The sequence below is a fragment of the Franconibacter pulveris genome (genome assembly GCF_056780215.1).
In genome coordinates, this window is sequence record NZ_CM165555.1 from 464,885 (window position 1) to 482,228 (window position 17,344).

Here is a 17,344-nt window from a genome sequence, read left to right on the forward strand (position 1 = left end):
ACAAATATGGAGCACAAACATGGCGTGGAATCAGCCCGGTAATAACGGACAAGACCGCGACCCGTGGGGAAGCAGCAAGCCTGGCGGCAACTCTGGGGGTAACAAAGGCGGTCGCGATCAGGGACCGCCCGATCTGGACGATATCTTCCGTAAGTTAAGCAAGAAGCTTGGGGGTTTCGGTGGCGGTAAAGGAACCGGCGGCGCCACTCAGGGCCCTCGCGGCCGCATGGGAGGCCGCGTAGTAGGTATTGTCGCGGCGGCAGTCGTGATTATCTGGGCCGCAAGCGGGTTCTACACCATTAAAGAAGCCGAACGCGGCGTGGTGACCCGCTTTGGCAAATTCAGTCACCTGGTCGAGCCGGGCCTGAACTGGAAACCCACCTTTATTGATGACGTTGTCGCCGTGAACGTGGAAGCCGTTCGTGAACTGGCGGCTTCCGGCATCATGCTGACCTCTGACGAAAACGTCGTGCGCGTTGAAATGAACGTGCAGTATCGCGTCACCGATCCGCAGCGTTATCTGTTTAGCGTCACCAGCGCCGACGACAGCCTGCGTCAGGCGACCGACAGCGCCCTGCGCGGCGTTATCGGCAAGTACACCATGGACCGCATCCTCACCGAAGGCCGTACCGTTATTCGTAGCGATACCCAGCGTGAACTGGAAGAGACCATCCGTCCTTACAACATGGGCATCACCCTGCTGGACGTGAACTTCCAGGCGGCGCGTCCGCCGGAAGAGGTGAAGGCGGCCTTTGACGACGCTATCGCCGCCCGTGAAAACGAGCAGCAATATATTCGCGAGGCGGAAGCGTATACCAACGAAGTACAGCCGCGCGCTAACGGTCAGGCGCAGCGCACGCTGGAAGAGGCGCGCGCTTACCGTACGCAAACTATCCTGGAAGCGCAGGGTGAGGTGGCTCGCTTTGCGAAAATCCTGCCGGAATATAAAGCCGCGCCGGAAATTACCCGCGAGCGACTGTATATCGAAACGATGGAGCGCGTGCTTAGCCATACCCGTAAAGTGTTGGTCAACGATAAGGGCGGCAACCTGATGGTGCTTCCGCTCGATCAGATGCTTAAAGGCGGCGGTTCGGCTCCGGCTTCCACAAGCGACAGCCCGAACTCTCTGCTGCGTTTACCGCCTGCCGCAGGCAGCAACAGCAACGCCACCACGACGCCTTCCGGCAGCGCTGGCGATATTATGGACCAGCGCCGCGCCAACGCGCAGCGTAATGACTTCCAGCGCCAGGGGGGTGAATAACGATGCGTAAGTCAGTTATTGCAATCATCATTATCGTGCTGGTGGTTCTCTACACCTCGATTTTCGTGGTGAAAGAGGGCGAGCGCGGCATCACTTTGCGTTTTGGCAAAGTGTTGCGTGACAACGAAAACAAACCGCTGGTTTTCGAGCCGGGTCTGCATTTTAAGATGCCGTTTATCGAGTCGGTGAAGACGCTGGACGCCCGTATCCAGACCATGGATAACCAGGCTGACCGCTTCGTAACCAAAGAGAAAAAAGACCTGATCGTTGACTCTTATATCAAGTGGCGCATCAGCGACTTTAGCCGCTACTACCTGGCGACAGGCGGTGGCGACGTCTCTCAGGCCGAAGTGCTGCTCAAGCGTAAGTTTTCAGACCGTTTACGTTCTGAAATTGGCCGTCTTGATGTAAAAGACATCGTAACTGACTCCCGCGGTCGTCTGACCCTGGAAGTGCGCGACGCGCTGAACTCCGGTTCGGCGGGCACCGAGGATGAAGTGGCCACGCCGGCTGCGGATGATGCGATTGCCAAAGCCGCAGAGCGCGTTCAGGCGGAAACCAACGGTAAAGTGCCGGTTATCAACCCGAACAGCATGGCGGCATTGGGTATTGAAGTGGTGGACGTGCGCATCAAGCAGATCAACCTGCCTGCGGAAGTCTCCGAAGCTATCTTCAACCGTATGCGCGCCGAGCGTGAAGCCGTCGCCCGTCGTCACCGTTCACAGGGCCAGGAAGAGGCGGAAAAACTGCGCGCGGCGGCGGATTATGAAGTGACCCGCACGCTGGCGGAAGCCGAACGCCAGGCGCGTATTTTGCGCGGTGAAGGCGATGCCGAAGCGGCGAAACTGTTCGCGGACGCGTTCAGCCAGGACCCGGATTTCTATGCCTTTATCCGTAGCCTGCGCGCGTACGAAAACAGCTTCCAGAGCAATCAGGATGTCATGGTGCTGAGCCCGGACAGCGATTTCTTCCGCTACATGAAGACGCCAGCCAACAGTACGCGTTAATATCGCCATTGTCAGACAAGAGCCGGTTTCGACCGGCTCTTTTTTTATCATAAGACAGGAGCAGAAAAGGGAATCATGAATACCACTATTATCCTGGCGCTCGCGTTGGTACTGGTGCTCGAGGGGCTGGGTCCGATGCTTTTTCCGCGTATCTGGCGGCGCATGATCCTCGGAATGGCGCAATTGCCGGATACATTGTTGCGGCGCTTTGGCGGCGGTCTTGTGGTTGCGGGCGTAGTCATCTACTACATGTTGACGAAAACGATTAACTGAGTAAATTTCAGGCGCTATCGCCTGAATTTGTATACAAAAAGTGCTGATCATCCTGAAAGCTGGTGTTAGAATCCATTTTTAAGCAAACGGTGATTTTGAAAAATGGGTAACAACGTCGTCGTACTGGGCACCCAATGGGGTGACGAAGGCAAAGGAAAGATCGTCGATCTTCTGACTGAACGCGCTAAATATGTGGTTCGCTACCAGGGTGGCCACAACGCTGGCCATACTCTCGTAATCAACGGTGAAAAAACCGTTCTCCATCTTATTCCTTCAGGCATTCTTCGCGATAACGTCACCAGCATCATCGGCAACGGTGTCGTGCTCTCTCCGGCCGCGCTGATGAAAGAGATGAAAGAACTCGAAGACCGCGGTATCCCGGTTCGCGAGCGTCTGCTTATCTCCGAAGCTTGCCCGCTTATCCTCGACTACCACGTGGCGCTCGACGTAGCGCGTGAAAAAGCGCGCGGCGCCAAAGCTATCGGTACTACCGGTCGCGGCATCGGCCCGGCTTACGAGGATAAAGTTGCGCGTCGCGGCCTGCGCGTCGGCGACCTGTTTGACAAAGCCACCTTCGCTGACAAGCTGAAAGAAGTGATGGAATACCATAACTTCCAGCTGGTTAACTTCTACAAAATGGAAGCGGTTGACTACCAGAAAGTGCTGGATGACGTTATGGCTATCGCCGACATCCTGACTTCCATGGTGGTGGACGTTTCCGATCTGCTGGATCAGGCGCGCAAGCGCGGCGACTTCATCATGTTCGAAGGCGCCCAGGGCACGCTGCTGGATATCGACCACGGCACCTACCCGTACGTGACCTCTTCTAACACCACCGCAGGCGGCGTGGCGACAGGTTCCGGCATCGGCCCGCGCTACGTTGACTACGTACTCGGCATCATCAAAGCGTACTCCACCCGCGTGGGCGCCGGTCCGTTCCCGACCGAGTTGTTCGACGACATCGGCGAGTTCCTGTGCAAGAAGGGCAACGAGTTCGGCGCCACCACCGGCCGTCGTCGTCGCACCGGCTGGCTGGATGCGGTAGCCGTACGCCGCGCGGTGCAGATCAACTCCCTTTCCGGCTTCTGCCTGACCAAGCTGGACGTGCTGGACGGTCTGGAAGAGGTGAAAATCTGCGTCGCTTACCGTATGCCGGATGGCCGTGAAGTCACCACTACCCCGATGGCGGCGGATGACTGGGAAGGTATCGAGCCGATTTACGAAACGATGCCGGGCTGGTCTGAGTCTACTTTCGGCGTCAAAGAGCGTAGCGGCCTGCCGCAGGCGGCACTGAACTACATCAAACGTATTGAAGAAGTGACTGGCGTGCCGATCGACATCATTTCTACCGGTCCGGATCGCACCGAGACCATGATTCTGCGCGATCCGTTCGACGCATAATTGTCTAAGGGCGCGCCAGACGCGCCCTTTTTACACCCTTTTTACCCGCCTTTTTCAAATAAATTAGCGGCCTTATCGCTGGCTGGTTTATCATCAATGTATCTCGCCACATGGCGATCCGCGTTTTTTCCTGCCCTGTTCTGAGGTTGATGTGCAGTTAACGAGTTTTACCGATTTCGGATTGCGTGCTTTGATTTATATGGCATCGCTGCCTGAAGGACGCATGACCAGTATTTCGGAAGTGACGGCTGTCTACGGCGTATCCCGTAATCACATGGTCAAAATCATTAATCAGCTGAGCCGCGCAGGCTATGTCGCTGCCATACGTGGGAAAAACGGCGGCATTCGCCTGGGCAAGCCGGCTTCGCAAGTTCGCATTGGCGACGTGGTGCGCGAGCTGGAGCCGCTGTCCGTTGTGAACTGCAGCAGCGCGTTTTGCCACATCACTCCCGCCTGCCGCCTGAAACAGGCGCTGAACAAGGCGGTGGAGAGTTTCCTTCAGGAACTGGATAACTACACGCTGGCCGATTTAGTGGAAGAAAACCAGCCGCTCTACAAATTACTGCTGGTGGAATAATCATTGCGCCGCAGCTGACAACGGAGGAACCGCAATGTCACAAGATCCTTTTCAGGAACGAGAAGCCGAAAAATACGAAAACCCGATCCCAAGCCGGGAGTTTATTCTCGAACATTTAACGAAACGGGAAAAGCCGGCAAATCGTGAAGAGATTGCTCAGGAACTGAACATTGAAGGCGAAGAGCAGCAGGAAGCGCTGCGTCGTCGCCTGCGCGCCATGGAGCGCGACGGTCAGTTAGTCTTTACCCGCCGCCAATGCTACGCGCTGCCGGAACGCCTTGACCTGTTGAAAGGCACCGTTATCGGTCACCGCGACGGCTACGGCTTCCTGCGTGTGGAAGGGCGTAAAGACGATCTCTATCTCTCATCAGAACAGATGAAAACCTGCATCCACGGCGATGTGGTGCTGGCGCAGCCGCTTGGCGCCGATCGCAAAGGCCGCCGCGAAGCGCGCATCGTTCGCGTATTGGTGCCGAAAACCAGCCAGATCGTCGGACGCTACTTTACCGACGCGGGCGTAGGGTTCGTGGTGCCGGACGACAGCCGCCTGAGCTTCGATATCCTTATTCCGCCTGAAGAGATTATGGGTGCGCGCATGGGCTTTGTCGTCGTGGTCGAACTGACCCAGCGCCCAACGCGCCGCACCAAGGCGGTAGGTAAAATCGTGGAGGTGCTGGGCGACAACATGGGCACCGGCATGGCGGTCGATATGGCGCTGCGCACCCATGAAATTCCTTATGTCTGGCCAAAAGAAGTAGAGCAACAGATAGCCGGGCTGAAAGAAGAGGTGCCGGAAGAGGCGAAGGCGGGGCGCGTGGATCTGCGTCAGCTGCCGCTGGTGACCATTGACGGCGAAGACGCCCGCGACTTTGATGACGCCGTTTACTGTGAGAAAAAACGCGGCGGCGGCTGGCGCCTGTGGGTCGCTATCGCCGATGTCAGCTATTACGTGCGTCCCTATACGCCGCTTGATAAAGAAGCGCGTAACCGCGGCACCTCGGTTTACTTCCCTTCGCAGGTGGTGCCGATGCTGCCGGAAGTGCTTTCTAACGGCCTTTGCTCCCTTAACCCGCAGGTCGACCGCCTGTGTATGGTGTGCGAAATGACGGTCTCCGCCAAAGGGCGTCTGACCGGATATAAATTCTATGAAGCGGTAATGAACTCGCACGCGCGCCTTACTTATACCAAGGTATGGCACATACTGCAGGGCGATCAGGATTTACGCAGCCAGTACCAGCCGCTGGTAAGGCATATCGAAGAACTGCACAACCTCTACAAAGCGCTGGATGAAGCGCGCGACGAGCGCGGCGGCATCTCCTTTGAGAGCGAAGAGGCGAAGTTCATCTTTAACGCTGAACGTCGTATCGAACGTATTGAGCAGACCGAGCGCAACGACGCCCACAAGCTCATTGAAGAATGCATGATCCTGGCGAACATTTCTGCGGCGCGTTTTGTTGAAAAGAACAAAGAGCCGGCGCTGTTCCGTATCCACGATCGCCCGACCAACGACGCCATTACCGCGTTTCGCACGGTGCTGGCGGAGCTTGGCCTTGAACTGCCGGGCGGCAATAAGCCGGAGCCGCGCGATTACGCAGAGCTGCTCGAATCGATCGCCGATCGTCCCGATCATGAAATGCTGCAAACGATGCTGCTGCGTTCCATGAAGCAGGCGATTTACGATCCGGAGAACCGTGGCCACTTCGGCCTGGCGCTGCAATCTTACGCGCACTTTACTTCGCCGATTCGCCGTTATCCCGATTTACTGCTGCACCGTGCGCTGAAATATCTGGTGGCGAAGCAGGAAGGGCACAAAGGCGAGAGCACGGAAACGGGCGGCTGGCACTACAATATGGATGAAATGCTGCAGCTTGGTCAGCACTGCTCCATGGCGGAACGCCGCGCCGACGAAGCGACGCGCGAAGTGGCGGACTGGCTGAAGTGCGACTTTATGCAGGATCACGTCGGCAGCACCTTCTCCGGCGTTATCGCAAGCGTCACCGGCTTTGGCTTCTTTGTGCGCCTGAACGATCTGTTTATCGATGGCCTCGTGCATGTCTCCTCGCTGGATAACGACTATTACCGCTTCGACCAGGTTGGCCAGCGGCTGATTGGCGAGTCCAGCGGCCAGACCTACCGCCTGGGCGACCGGGTTGAAGTGCGTGTAGAAGCGGTCAATATGGATGAGCGCAAGATAGACTTCTCGCTTATTTCCAGCGAGCGTGCGCCGCGTGGTGCGGGGAAAACGGCCCGCGAACGTGAAAAACGGGGCGCGAAAGAGAACAGTAAAGGCGGCAGACGCCGTCAGACTGGAAAGCGGGTCAACTTCGAGCCGGACAGCGCCTTCCGCAAAGGCAAGCCTAAGGCTAAGCGTGACGATCGCGACGAGCCGAAAGGTAAAGCGAAAGGGAAAAAGCCTTCGCCAAAAACCGCTAAAATCGCCGCCGCGACAAAATCGAAGCGTGCAGCGAAGAAAAAGCAGGCTGAGTGACCTTAATCCCTTCCCCGATGGGGAAGGGAAGCAAGTAAAAAAGGCGGTTCGCCGCCCATAATGAGTACTATTCATGAGTGAAATGATTTACGGCATTCATGCCGTTCAGGCCCTTCTGGAACGCGCGCCAGAGCGTTTTCAGGAGGTGTTTATTCTCAAAGGACGTGAAGACAAGCGTCTGCTGCCGCTTATTCATGCGCTTGAAGCGCAGGGCGTGCCGATTCAGGTGGCGAGCCGCCAGTTCCTGGATGAGAAAGCGGACGGCGCGGTGCATCAGGGCATTATCGCCCGCGTGAAGCCGGGCCGTCAGTATCAGGAAAACGATCTGCCGGATCTGATAGCCCAGTTCGAACAACCGTTTTTGTTGATCCTGGATGGCGTTACCGATCCGCATAACCTTGGCGCTTGCCTGCGCAGCGCGGATGCGGCGGGCGTGCACGCGGTGATCGTGCCCAAAGATCGCTCGGCGCAGCTCAACGCGACGGCGAAAAAAGTGGCCTGCGGCGCGGCGGAAAGCGTACCGCTGATTCGCGTTACCAACCTGGCGCGCACCATGCGTCAGTTGCAGGAGGCGAATATCTGGATAGTCGGCACGGCAGGCGAAGCGGATCATACGCTCTACCAGAGCAAAATGACCGGCCCGCTGGCGCTGGTGATGGGCGCGGAAGGGGAAGGCATGCGCCGTCTCACGCGCGAGCACTGCGATGAGCTTATCAGCATCCCGATGGCGGGCAGCGTCTCCTCGCTGAACGTGTCGGTCGCCACGGGCATCTGTCTGTTTGAAGCGGTACGCCAGCGCGGCTAATCGCTCTCCCCGAACCCTAAGCCACTCTCCGCAGTGGCTTTTTTATTGCCTGATATACCAAAAAGGGATCGGTTTCAGCCCATGCGTAGTGTAAAGTTTTGGCAGCAAAATCAGTTACTCTGCGCAGACTGCTACCATAAACATCACAGGCGCAAGGCCTGCTGATTCACTACTTTTAACCGGATCGGGAGAATCGACCGTGCAGACACTCCATGGATTGATAGCGTTTTGCGCTTACTTTTTTATCGGGCTGGTGATGATTAACTGCTTTATGTTTATCTACACCCGCATCACCCCGTACAACGAATGGCAGTTAATTAAAGAGAATAACAGCTCGGCCGCCGCCGCATTTAGCGGAGCGATACTCGGCTATGTTATTCCCCTCGCCAGCGCGGCCATCAACTCAGTGAGCCTGCTGGACTATTTAATTTGGGGGGCGATTGCGCTGGTCGTTCAGCTTATAATCTACGGCGGCGTACGGGTTTATATGCCGAAGCTGAGTAATAAAATCGCGGATGGCAACATTGCCGCCGGCGTATTTATGGGCGCCGCGTCGCTGGCGGGCGGCATTCTCAACGCGGCATGCATGACCTGGTAAACATCAACGGTAATAAAGGGTAAACATGGCGGCATCAAGGAAGAGGCGCAAGAAACGCCGTCTCCCCAGCCCGGTAATGAATTCTGCCGATCTGGATATTTATAAAGGCAATAAAAAACGAAAAGGGCCGAAAGTGTTAACGCTTGCCATTATGGGCGGCGCGGCCTTTTTCGCGATTAAAAGCGGCAACAAAGCCAGCGATAACGATGGCGACGGCTATTTTTATCAGTCTGTCGACGCCTGCGTAGCCGATGATAACCCGCGTGAAGCCTGTACTGCCGCCTGGGATAACGCGAAGGCCGCCTTTGAGCAAGAGGCTTCGCTGCCGCTGACCTGGGCTGCCTGTTATGAACGTTACGAGAGCTGCACTTATGATGCGCCGCGGCGCACGTGGGTGCCGGTCATGGCCGGTTTCCTGCTGGCGAAACGGCAGAAACCAGATGAAGACCAGCAGAGCCATAGCGCTTATTACCATGGCGGCTCGGTCTATTCTTCCCGCCCGGTCTGGCGCAACACATCTGGCGATTACGCCTGGCGCTCCCGTTCAAAATCCAGCGTGAATGGCTACGCGACCCGAAGCGTTAAAACGCTCTCGCGCGGCGGCTTCGGACGCGCTTCCGGCTCCCACAGCAGTTGGGGAGGCTAGATGCTGCGTCATCATGTGCCGGTGCGCCCAGGGCTTGAGCGCATCGCCCGCAGCCACGGCTTCAATTTTCATATTATTGATGACGAGGTCTACTGGGATGAGAGCCGCGCTTACCGCTTTACGCTCAGGCAGATTGAAGATCAGATTGAGAAACCGACCAACGAACTGCATGCGATGTGCCTTGAGGTGGTCGACCGCGCAGTACGCGATGAGGCTATTCTGACGCAGCTGGCTATTCCGGAACTGTACTGGGACGCGGTTGCGCGCAGCTGGCGGGAAAAAGACCCTTCGCTCTATGGCCGCATGGATTTTGTCTGGTGCGGACAGGGGCCGGTAAAGCTGCTGGAATATAACGCCGATACGCCCACCTCGCTGTATGAATCCGCTTACTTCCAGTGGCTCTGGCTGGAGGATGCGCGCGCCCAGAGGCTAATTCCCCGCCATGCCGATCAGTACAACGCGATTCAGGAAAAACTGATCGCCCGTTTTGCTGAAATAAAAGGCGCAGAGCCGCTCTATTTCTGCTGCTGCAAAGAGACGGATGAAGACCGCGGCACCGTGCTTTATCTGGAAGATTGCGCCATCCAGGCGGGCCTCGATACGCGCTTTATCTATATGGAAGATCTGGGACTCGGCGTGGGCGGCTTGCTGACGGATTTGCAGGATAACGTTGTGCGGCACGCTTTTAAGCTCTACCCGCTGGAATGGATGATGCGTGACGATAACGGCCCGCTGCTGCGTAAACGGCATGAGCGCTGGATAGAGCCGCTGTGGAAAAGCATTTTAAGCAATAAAGGGCTGCTGCCGCTGCTGTGGCGGTTTTTCCCGCGCCATCCCAACCTGCTTCCCGCCTGGTTTGATGGCGACGCGGCGCTCGTTGCGCCGGGAGAACGTTATGTGCGAAAGCCGCTCTTTTCTCGTGAAGGCGAAAACATCGCTATCTTTGACGGCCAGCATAATGTTGTGGACCAGCAGGGCGGCGGCTATGGCGCAGAGCCGGTTATCTGGCAGGCTTTCCAGCCGCTGCCGCGTTTTGGCGATAGTTATACGCTGATAGGCAGCTGGATTGTGGATGACGAGGCGGCAGGAATGGGCATTCGCGAAGACAGTACGCTGATTACCAAAGATACGTCGCGTTTTGTGCCGCACTATATCGCAGACTAACCGCACTTTTGTGACCTCATCCCGCGCGCGCCCTTTCCCCGCTGCCATAATAAGTGGCGGGATTCGCAACGGAGGGAGTAAGCATGCCGTGGCAAACGCATACCGTATTTAACCAACCCATTCCCTTAAATAACAGCAACCTCTTTTTATCCGACGCCGCGTTGCGCGAGGCGGTAAACCGCGAAGGCGCAGGGTGGGATGCCGAGCTGCTCGCCAGCATCGGCCAGCAGCTCGGCACGGCGGAATCGCTGGAGCTGGGGCGGCTGGCGAATGCCAATCCGCCGGAGCTGCTGCGCTACGACGCCAGCGGCGCGCGGCTGGATGACGTACGCTTTCATCCCGCCTGGCACCTGCTTATGCAGGGGCTATGCGCCAACCGGGTGCATAACCTCCCTTGGCAGGAGGAGGCGCGTCACGGCTCGTTTGTCGCCCGCGCCGCGCGCTTTGTGCTGCATGCGCAGGTGGAAGCGGGCACGCTTTGTCCCATCACCATGACTTTTGCCGCCACGCCTTTGCTGCAAAGCGCGCTGCCTGCGCCGTTTCAGGACTGGCTAAAGCCATTGCTGAGCGACCGTTACGATGCTCATCTGCAGCCCGGCGCGCAGAAGCGCGGCCTGCTGATTGGCATGGGCATGACGGAAAAACAGGGCGGTTCGGACGTGCTCAGCAACACCACCAGGGCGGAGCCGCTGGCGCAGGCGGGGCCGGGAGAAGCTTACCGGCTGGTGGGACACAAATGGTTTTTCTCGGTGCCGCAGAGCGACGCGCATCTGGTGCTGGCGCAGGCGAAAGGCGGGCTATCCTGCTTTTTCGTCCCCCGCTTTTTACCGGACGGCCAGCGCAACGCGGTGCGCCTTGAGCGGCTGAAAGAGAAGCTTGGCAACTGCTCCAACGCCAGCAGCGAAGCGGAGTTCTTTGACGCCGCCGGCTGGCTGGTGGGCGAGGAGGGAGAAGGGGTCAGGCAGATCCTGAAGATGGGCGGCATGACCCGCTTTGACTGCGCGCTGGGCAGCCACGGCCTGATGCGTCGGGCGTTGTCGGTGGCGCTTTATCACGCCCACCAGCGGCAGGCGTTCGGCAAAAACCTGATTGAACAGCCGCTGATGCGCCAGGTGCTGGGACGAATGGCGCTGCAGCTTGAGGGGCAAACGGCGCTGCTGTTTCGCCTGGCGGGCGCATGGGAGAAGCGCGGCGACGAGCGGGAAACGGCGTTTTGCCGTCTCTTTACGCCAGCGGCGAAATACGCGGTCTGTAAAGGCGGCATCCCTTTCGTCGCCGAGGCGATGGAGGTGCTGGGCGGTATCGGCTATTGCGAAGAAAACGAGCTGCCGCGTCTTTACCGTGAGATGCCGGTCAACAGCATCTGGGAAGGCTCCGGCAATATTATGTGTCTTGACGTGCTGCGCGTGCTTTCGCGCCACACAGGGACGATGGAGATGTTGCACGCGGAGTTTGATGAAGTGAAAGGACGCAATCGCCACTTCGATCGTGCCTGGCGGCAGCTTCAGCAGCAGCTGCGTAAGCCGCAGGAGGCTGCCGCAAGGTTATTGACGGAGCAACTGTACGCGCTCGCCGTCGGCGCGCAGTTACTCCGACACGTCACACCGCCGATGGCCGAAGCCTGGTGCCAGATAGCGCTGGATGCCCGCGGCGGCAGCCAGCTTTCAGAATCGGTTCTGAACGATGTGCTGCTGCGCGCCACCGGCGGGGCGGGGTAATTATCCTTTCAGATGGAAAAGGCTTACCAGCTCGCTGAGATGATGACCTTTCTCCCGTAGCGACTGCGCCGTTTGTTCGCTGCGGGAGACCCGGCCGGCATTGATGTGCGTCGCTTCGCCAATCTGCGCCATGGCGATATTGACCTGGCCGATACCCGCGGATTGCTCGTGCGAGGCGTGGCTTATCTCTGTCACCAGTTGGTTTATCTGATCGATGCGGCCAATGATGACCTCCATCGCCTGGCGCGTCTGCTCAGACAGCTGGTGCCCTTCACTCACTTTGCCGAGCGTGTCGCTGATAAGCTCATCAATCTCTTTTACCGCATTGGCGCTGCGCGCCGCCAGCGCGCGGACTTCCTGGGCGACGACCGCAAAGCCTTTGCCATGTTCACCCGCGCGGGCGGCTTCAACGGCGGCATTCAACGCCAGGATGTTAGTCTGGAACGCGATGGATTCGATAACCTGCGTGATATCGGCGATGCGCTGCGACGCAACGCGGATCGCATCCATCGTCACCACGGCGTTGCCGACGGTTTCACCACCCTCATGCACCGCGTGAGAGGCCTCTTTCACCAGGCTCTGCGTCTGCGCCATATTGGCCGCAGTCTGCTGCACGGTGGCCGCCAATTGCTCCATGCTGGCGGAGGTCTCTTCCACGCTGCTCGCCTGCTTGTTGATTTGTTCGCTGATCTCTCCGCTGTCGGCGGCAAGGGCGGTTGTGCCCTGACGGATATCGCCAGCGGCGTCGCGGACTTTACTCACTATCTCCTGCAAACCGTTGCCGATGCCGTTCAGCGCATGAATAAGCTGGCCGACTTCATCATGCCTGTCGGTCTGAATAGCCGAGCGTAAATCGCCCGCCGCGTACTGCTGCGCCAGCGCTATCGCTTCACGCAGCGGCGCTGTCAACAGGCGGCGCGTCATCCAGACAAAGATGGCGGCAAAGAGAAGAGAAATGATGATACCGGCCGCCAGAAACTGGTTGCGCAGCGTGGTGACGTTCGCCAGCAGCACCGCTTTATCCGCTTCGCCGACGATAACCCAGTTCCAGCCGGGCAGGTGGGTAAAGCTCATCAACACCTTACGGCCCTGGGCGTTTTCCCGCTCCAGCGTGCCTGACTCCGTTTTCAGCAGCGTTTGCTGGATGGCGTCCGGCCACTGCGGAAGCTGGCCTTCCTGTTTACTGTGGAACAGGAACTGGCCGTAGTTTTTGCCGGCTGCGCCATTCAGCACATAGAAATGACCGCTGTCGCCCAGGCGGCGGCTAAGGATTTTTTCGCGCATCACTTGCCAGGAGGCGGTGATATCCACGCCGACAAACAGAATGGCGATAACCTCGCCGCTGGCGTCTTTAACGGGCTGATATTGGGTGATGTAACGCTTGCCAAACAGATAGGCCAGACCGCGATACGCCTCGCCGCGGGCAACAACGGCAAAGGCGGGGCTTTCGCGGTCGAGCTGCGTGCCGATAGCGCGATCGCCATTTTCTTTACGTAACGACGTCGCTACGCGTACGAAATCATCGCCGCTGCGGACGAACAGCGTGGCGATAGCGCCGGTACGGGCGAGAAAATCATCGGGCAGCGCGTTGTTTTCATGCAGCGAAACGTCGCCGCCTTTCAGCATCGGCACGCTAATGCCGTTAATGGTCTGCGGCTGGCTGGCGTCACGGGTAAGAGGCTGCGGCAGAAAGCTGTTGAACAGCGTGGTGTAGCTCGCCACTTCGGCGTTCAGGCTGCTGTCGAACATCTGCACCATATCCACTACGCTGGCGGCCTGATTATGTAAGTCCTCGACGGCCAGCGCCTCAAGCTGCTGGCTGGCTTTATGGCTTAGGGCGAGCGTAAAAAGCAAAAAAAGCAGGGCGACGGCAAGACCGGTCAGCAAGGAGAGCTTCGCGCCAAGCCCCCAGCGGCGAAAAAAAAGTGTCATAAACGAGCCTGTAAAAAGTTAGGGGTTGGCTCGTTCAACGGCAGCAAATGACGAATATTTATCAATCAAATGTAACGATTTATTTCTATGAATAATGATTTAGATCATGGCGAGCGGTATAAATCACCAGTTAATGGCGAAAATGACACCGTCAGGCATAGATAATCGCCTGCACCTGCCAGCTGTCGGCGCGGGTGGTTTCATGCATCTGCACGATGCGGTAATAGGAGGCGCCCTGTTCGTCCGCTTTCCAGGCGATAATGCGCTCGACCTCTTGCGGGCTGCCAACGACTTCGCTCACTGAAATGGTGCCGATTTCGTTAAGCCCGGTTACGCGGTCAGCGCTGGCGTTTTCCGCCGACTGGGCAGAGGTGGTGATAAGCCCTACGGAAAGCAGCAGGGAAGTCAAAGCAAGCGATTGTTTCATTATCATCGTCTCCTCACATAACCCTGTCTGAGCAGGGCGTTCCTTCGCGTTCTGGTCCCGGTCCGTCAGGCTTTACAGGAGATAATTGTGCACAAGTAACGATCAACGTACGCAAGTCAGTGTAAATTTGCTTAATTACTGCTGTTATGGCGCTTTACGAAACAGTATCGCCTGGCCATACCACTGGCCCGGCACGACGGTTTCGTCGTTAACCAGCACCTGATAGTAATCTGCTTTTGCCGCTGCGGCTTTTGCACGCAACTCTTGCAGGCTGTCATCAGGCGAACCGCGTTCAAGCGAAGTCACGGTGCCGATTTTCACCAGTCCCTGCGTTTGATTACGCTGAATCTCCTGCGGCTGGTCAGTTACCGGCGGAGGAGGTTGGGGCGTACCCTGTAGCGCGCTGCACGCGCTCAGCGTAAAAACCAGCAAAAGGGGGACGATTCGTTGCATTACCATTCTCTTTACCTGATAGCCTTAGTGTAGTTGGGGATAAACAGAAAGTATGAGGAAGGTTCCCGTTCTGTTATCTCAGACGCGCTTTTTGGGTGAGCGCATGCCAAAAGCGTAATGTACATCTCAACCTGCCGACTGATTGACAAGGCGGTTTTACAGAACAAAAAACGTCCATATATGCATATATAGTACGCAAAGGACTTACTCGCGATGATTGAAATCACAACAGACAGGCTGTGCGAAGGAGAAGTCCTTCATGCCTTTCCGGCAGGGCAGCGATACAAGCCTTTACCTACGGTGCTGTTTTATCACGGCTTTGCCTCATCCAAAACGGTCTACAGCTATTTCGCCGTAGCGCTGGCGCAGGCCGGTTTTCGCGTGGTCATGCCGGACGCGCCAGAACATGGCGCGCGGTTCAACGGCGATGCGGCAGGCCGTTCACAGCGTTTCTGGCCTATCCTGCATGGCAACCTCGCAGAATATCCGGCGCTGCGGGACGCCCTGTTCGCCGCTAATCTGGTGGAGGAGGGGCGGCTGGCGGTGGGCGGCGCTTCCATGGGTGGCATGACGGCGCTGGGCATTATGGGACGTCATGCCGAAGTGCGCTGCGTAGCTTCGCTGATGGGGTCGGGCTATTACAGTTCGCTTGCAAAAACGCTGTTCCCGCCGCCGGAAGCGTTCGACAGCGTGCTGGCGCCGCTTGCTCCTTATGAGGCGGGGCGGCAACTGGCGAACCTTGCCGATCGGCCGCTTTTTTTATGGCATGGCGAAGCGGATGACGTGGTGCCGGCGGTTGAGAGCTTCCGTCTGCAGCATGCGCTGGCGCGCGAGGGGCTAAATAAAAATCTGACCTGCGTATGGGAGGCGGGCGTTAAGCATCGCATCACGCCGCTGGCGCTGGAGTCCGCCACGCGCTTTTTCACTGCGCATTTATAGACAGAAAAAAGCCCCCGGAACGGGGGCGGAAAAGGTCTGGCAATTTTCTCGTTGTGGTTATCCTGGTGTAAGTCGATGAATGCCTGTACCCACATTCATCCTGAATTTATTACCGGATTTGCGGTTCAGCAGGCGGAAGATGCGCCGTCGCGCTGACTACCCCGGTCTCGTTAATTATCATCCGATCCGCCTCGCTGCCGCTGGCGCGATTATGGTTAATATAAATAACGCCAAGGCTGTGCACGTCGTCCATATTTCTGGCCATGGGGCCTTGCATTTCTATGGCTGCTGTTGCGCTTACGGCCGGGAAAAGCGCAGCCAGAAGAATCAATGTGAAGGTTTTCATAGGCACGCTCCACTACAGCTTATTAGTTACGTTCGGCTGTTCCTCCTTTCTTAATGACCCTTATAAAAAGTGTAACGCCACTTTCCTGTTTAAAAAGCGACCGTTTTTGAACAAGTCGTGCAAAAAACAGCGGCGAAGGGCGGTTAAAGACAGCAAAACAACACATTAGAGACCGCCTGAGCGCAGGAGGTAATTATTTGCTCAATTACCTTGAGTTTACGAAGGGGCGCAAGTAGAATGACGCGTCAATTTTTCAGCCGCCCTTTAACACGTTCCTTGCCTCCCCGGGCCGCGGCTGACCCAGACAGGAGGCTGAATAATCCGTAAGGAGCAATTCGATGCGTCATTACGAAATCGTTTTTATGGTCCATCCTGACCAGAGCGAACAGGTTCCGGGCATGATCGAGCGTTACACTGGTGCTATCACTGGTGCAGAAGGCAAGATCCACCGTCTGGAAGACTGGGGCCGCCGTCAGCTGGCTTACCCGATCAACAAACTGCACAAAGCGCACTATGTTCTGATGAACGTTGAAGCGCCGCAGGAAGTTATCGATGAGCTGGAAACTAACTTCCGCTTCAACGATGCCGTTATCCGCAGCATGGTTATGCGTACCAAACACGCCGTGACTGAAGCATCTCCGATGGTTAAAGCGAAAGACGAGCGCCGTGAGCGTCGCGAAGATTTCGCAAACGAAACCGCAGATGATGCTGATGCTGGGGATTCTGAAGAGTAATTACTGATGGCCAACCGTCTGGTGTTGTCCGGCACCGTGTGCAGGGCACCCCTTCGAAAGGTCAGCCCATCAGGAATTCCTCACTGCCAGTTCGTGCTTGAGCACCGTTCTGTGCAGGAGGAAGCCGGTTTCCACCGGCAGGCGTGGTGTCAGATGCCGGTTATTATCAGCGGGCACGAGAACCAGGCCGTTACTCACAGTATAACGGTCGGCACGCACATTACCGTTCATGGCTTTATCAGCTGCCACAAGGCGCGAAATGGCCTGACGAAAATGGTGTTGCATGCCGAGCAGATTGAATTGATAGATTCTGGAGACTAGCCAAATGGCACGTTATTTCCGTCGTCGCAAGTTCTGCCGTTTCACCGCGGAAGGCGTTCAAGAGATCGACTATAAAGATATCGCTACGCTGAAAAACTACATCACCGAAAGCGGTAAGATTGTCCCGAGCCGTATCACCGGTACCCGTGCAAAATACCAGCGTCAGCTGGCTCGCGCTATCAAACGCGCTCGCTACCTGTCCCTGCTGCCGTACACTGATCGTCATCAGTAATCGGTCACGGTCCATTAATACG

At 57.1% G+C, this 17,344-nt stretch carries 19 protein-coding genes; 15 read left to right on the forward strand and 4 right to left on the reverse strand.

Features of this window, described 5'->3' with window-relative positions; genetic code table 11:
* The first annotated feature begins 19 nt into the window (after window positions 1-19).
* The 11 genes from hflK (at window position 20) to ACU4F7_RS02325 (ending at window position 11,938) form a co-directional block, all read left to right on the forward strand.
* The gene (hflK, locus tag ACU4F7_RS02275) at window positions 20-1,261 is read left to right on the forward strand and encodes an FtsH protease activity modulator HflK (protein WP_029591416.1); all 1,242 of its coding nucleotides are present in this window, start codon (window positions 20-22) and stop codon (window positions 1,259-1,261) included.
* Window positions 1,262-1,263: 2 nt separating this feature from the next.
* Window positions 1,264-2,268 (forward strand): protease modulator HflC, encoded by a 1,005-nt coding sequence (hflC, locus tag ACU4F7_RS02280; RefSeq protein WP_029591415.1) that lies wholly within the window; start codon window positions 1,264-1,266, stop codon window positions 2,266-2,268.
* Window positions 2,269-2,343: 75 nt separating this feature from the next.
* Complete coding sequence (locus tag ACU4F7_RS02285; RefSeq protein ID WP_024557214.1) at window positions 2,344-2,541, forward strand: DUF2065 domain-containing protein; 198 nt, start codon at window positions 2,344-2,346, stop codon at window positions 2,539-2,541.
* A 102-nt stretch (window positions 2,542-2,643) separates the two neighbouring features.
* Window positions 2,644-3,942 carry an adenylosuccinate synthase gene (locus ACU4F7_RS02290; protein WP_481637947.1) on the forward strand — a complete coding sequence of 433 codons (1,299 nt, stop codon included), beginning with the start codon at window positions 2,644-2,646 and terminating at the stop codon, window positions 3,940-3,942.
* 151 nt (window positions 3,943-4,093) lie between these two features.
* The gene (gene nsrR / locus ACU4F7_RS02295) at window positions 4,094-4,519 is read left to right on the forward strand and encodes a nitric oxide-sensing transcriptional repressor NsrR (RefSeq protein WP_024557212.1); all 426 of its coding nucleotides are present in this window, start codon (window positions 4,094-4,096) and stop codon (window positions 4,517-4,519) included.
* Window positions 4,520-4,553: 34 nt separating this feature from the next.
* Window positions 4,554-7,007 carry a ribonuclease R gene (gene rnr, locus ACU4F7_RS02300; protein WP_024557211.1) on the forward strand — a complete coding sequence of 818 codons (2,454 nt, stop codon included), beginning with the start codon at window positions 4,554-4,556 and terminating at the stop codon, window positions 7,005-7,007.
* 73 nt (window positions 7,008-7,080) lie between these two features.
* A complete protein-coding gene (gene rlmB, locus ACU4F7_RS02305) occupies window positions 7,081-7,812 on the forward strand; it encodes a 23S rRNA (guanosine(2251)-2'-O)-methyltransferase RlmB (RefSeq protein ID WP_024557210.1) in 732 nt (243 codons plus the stop codon).
* Between the two features lie 256 nt (window positions 7,813-8,068).
* Window positions 8,069-8,410, forward strand: a complete 342-nt coding sequence (locus tag ACU4F7_RS02310; RefSeq protein WP_051237809.1) for a DUF350 domain-containing protein — start codon at window positions 8,069-8,071, stop codon at window positions 8,408-8,410.
* A gap of 76 nt (window positions 8,411-8,486) precedes the next feature.
* Window positions 8,487-9,056, forward strand: coding sequence for a DUF1190 domain-containing protein (locus ACU4F7_RS02315; RefSeq protein ID WP_481637948.1), 570 nt, complete (start codon window positions 8,487-8,489; stop codon window positions 9,054-9,056).
* On the forward strand, window positions 9,057-10,220 hold the full coding sequence (locus ACU4F7_RS02320) for a glutathionylspermidine synthase family protein (protein ID WP_029591411.1): 1,164 nt from the start codon (window positions 9,057-9,059) through the stop codon (window positions 10,218-10,220).
* Between the two features lie 83 nt (window positions 10,221-10,303).
* On the forward strand, window positions 10,304-11,938 hold the full coding sequence (locus ACU4F7_RS02325; RefSeq protein WP_481637949.1) for an isovaleryl-CoA dehydrogenase: 1,635 nt from the start codon (window positions 10,304-10,306) through the stop codon (window positions 11,936-11,938).
* Here ACU4F7_RS02325 and ACU4F7_RS02330 read toward each other — a convergent pair whose 3' ends face one another.
* The 3 genes from ACU4F7_RS02330 to bsmA form a co-directional block, all read right to left on the reverse strand.
* Window positions 11,939-13,870, reverse strand: coding sequence for a methyl-accepting chemotaxis protein (locus ACU4F7_RS02330; RefSeq protein ID WP_481637950.1), 1,932 nt, complete (start codon window positions 13,868-13,870; stop codon window positions 11,939-11,941). It lies immediately after the preceding gene.
* Between the two features lie 151 nt (window positions 13,871-14,021).
* Complete coding sequence (locus ACU4F7_RS02335; RefSeq protein WP_024558130.1) at window positions 14,022-14,297, reverse strand: YdgH/BhsA/McbA family protein; 276 nt, start codon at window positions 14,295-14,297, stop codon at window positions 14,022-14,024.
* Window positions 14,298-14,441: 144 nt separating this feature from the next.
* Entirely contained in the window at window positions 14,442-14,756 is a 315-nt protein-coding gene (bsmA, locus tag ACU4F7_RS02340; RefSeq protein ID WP_481637951.1) for a biofilm peroxide resistance protein BsmA, read from the reverse strand.
* A 207-nt stretch (window positions 14,757-14,963) separates the two neighbouring features.
* Between bsmA and yjfP the strand changes: the two genes are divergently transcribed.
* A complete protein-coding gene (yjfP, locus tag ACU4F7_RS02345; protein WP_481637952.1) occupies window positions 14,964-15,689 on the forward strand; it encodes an esterase in 726 nt (241 codons plus the stop codon).
* A 109-nt stretch (window positions 15,690-15,798) separates the two neighbouring features.
* Here yjfP and ACU4F7_RS02350 read toward each other — a convergent pair whose 3' ends face one another.
* A complete protein-coding gene (locus tag ACU4F7_RS02350; protein ID WP_302621959.1) occupies window positions 15,799-15,954 on the reverse strand; it encodes a hypothetical protein in 156 nt (51 codons plus the stop codon).
* Window positions 15,955-16,373: 419 nt separating this feature from the next.
* Between ACU4F7_RS02350 and rpsF the strand changes: the two genes are divergently transcribed.
* The 3 genes from rpsF to rpsR are packed head-to-tail and all read left to right on the forward strand — an operon-like array spanning window position 16,374 to window position 17,322.
* The gene (gene rpsF, locus ACU4F7_RS02355) at window positions 16,374-16,769 is read left to right on the forward strand and encodes a 30S ribosomal protein S6 (RefSeq protein ID WP_024558126.1); all 396 of its coding nucleotides are present in this window, start codon (window positions 16,374-16,376) and stop codon (window positions 16,767-16,769) included.
* 6 nt (window positions 16,770-16,775) lie between these two features.
* The gene (gene priB / locus ACU4F7_RS02360; protein WP_481637953.1) at window positions 16,776-17,090 is read left to right on the forward strand and encodes a primosomal replication protein N; all 315 of its coding nucleotides are present in this window, start codon (window positions 16,776-16,778) and stop codon (window positions 17,088-17,090) included.
* Between the two features lie 4 nt (window positions 17,091-17,094).
* Window positions 17,095-17,322 (forward strand): 30S ribosomal protein S18, encoded by a 228-nt coding sequence (rpsR, locus tag ACU4F7_RS02365; RefSeq protein ID WP_000135199.1) that lies wholly within the window; start codon window positions 17,095-17,097, stop codon window positions 17,320-17,322.
* Window positions 17,323-17,344: the final 22 nt, after the last annotated feature.

Excerpts from the sequence above, each read along its gene's own strand:
- hflK (WP_029591416.1), top strand. The coding sequence starts at position 20 with ATGGCGTGGAATCAGCCCGGTAATAACGGACAAGACCGCGACCCGTGG.
- hflC (WP_029591415.1), top strand. The coding sequence starts at position 1,264 with ATGCGTAAGTCAGTTATTGCAATCATCATTATCGTGCTGGTGGTTCTC.
- ACU4F7_RS02285 (WP_024557214.1), top strand. The coding sequence starts at position 2,344 with ATGAATACCACTATTATCCTGGCGCTCGCGTTGGTACTGGTGCTCGAG.
- ACU4F7_RS02290 (WP_481637947.1), top strand. The coding sequence starts at position 2,644 with ATGGGTAACAACGTCGTCGTACTGGGCACCCAATGGGGTGACGAAGGC.
- rnr (WP_024557211.1), top strand. The coding sequence starts at position 4,554 with ATGTCACAAGATCCTTTTCAGGAACGAGAAGCCGAAAAATACGAAAAC.
- rlmB (WP_024557210.1), top strand. The coding sequence starts at position 7,081 with ATGAGTGAAATGATTTACGGCATTCATGCCGTTCAGGCCCTTCTGGAA.
- ACU4F7_RS02310 (WP_051237809.1), top strand. The coding sequence starts at position 8,069 with ATGATTAACTGCTTTATGTTTATCTACACCCGCATCACCCCGTACAAC.
- ACU4F7_RS02315 (WP_481637948.1), top strand. The coding sequence starts at position 8,487 with ATGAATTCTGCCGATCTGGATATTTATAAAGGCAATAAAAAACGAAAA.
- ACU4F7_RS02320 (WP_029591411.1), top strand. The coding sequence starts at position 9,057 with ATGCTGCGTCATCATGTGCCGGTGCGCCCAGGGCTTGAGCGCATCGCC.
- ACU4F7_RS02325 (WP_481637949.1), top strand. The coding sequence starts at position 10,304 with ATGCCGTGGCAAACGCATACCGTATTTAACCAACCCATTCCCTTAAAT.
- ACU4F7_RS02330 (WP_481637950.1), bottom strand. The coding sequence starts at position 13,870 with ATGACACTTTTTTTTCGCCGCTGGGGGCTTGGCGCGAAGCTCTCCTTG.
- ACU4F7_RS02335 (WP_024558130.1), bottom strand. The coding sequence starts at position 14,297 with ATGAAACAATCGCTTGCTTTGACTTCCCTGCTGCTTTCCGTAGGGCTT.
- bsmA (WP_481637951.1), bottom strand. The coding sequence starts at position 14,756 with ATGGTAATGCAACGAATCGTCCCCCTTTTGCTGGTTTTTACGCTGAGC.
- yjfP (WP_481637952.1), top strand. The coding sequence starts at position 14,964 with ATGATTGAAATCACAACAGACAGGCTGTGCGAAGGAGAAGTCCTTCAT.
- ACU4F7_RS02350 (WP_302621959.1), bottom strand. The coding sequence starts at position 15,954 with ATGGCCAGAAATATGGACGACGTGCACAGCCTTGGCGTTATTTATATT.
- rpsF (WP_024558126.1), top strand. The coding sequence starts at position 16,374 with ATGCGTCATTACGAAATCGTTTTTATGGTCCATCCTGACCAGAGCGAA.
- priB (WP_481637953.1), top strand. The coding sequence starts at position 16,776 with ATGGCCAACCGTCTGGTGTTGTCCGGCACCGTGTGCAGGGCACCCCTT.
- rpsR (WP_000135199.1), top strand. The coding sequence starts at position 17,095 with ATGGCACGTTATTTCCGTCGTCGCAAGTTCTGCCGTTTCACCGCGGAA.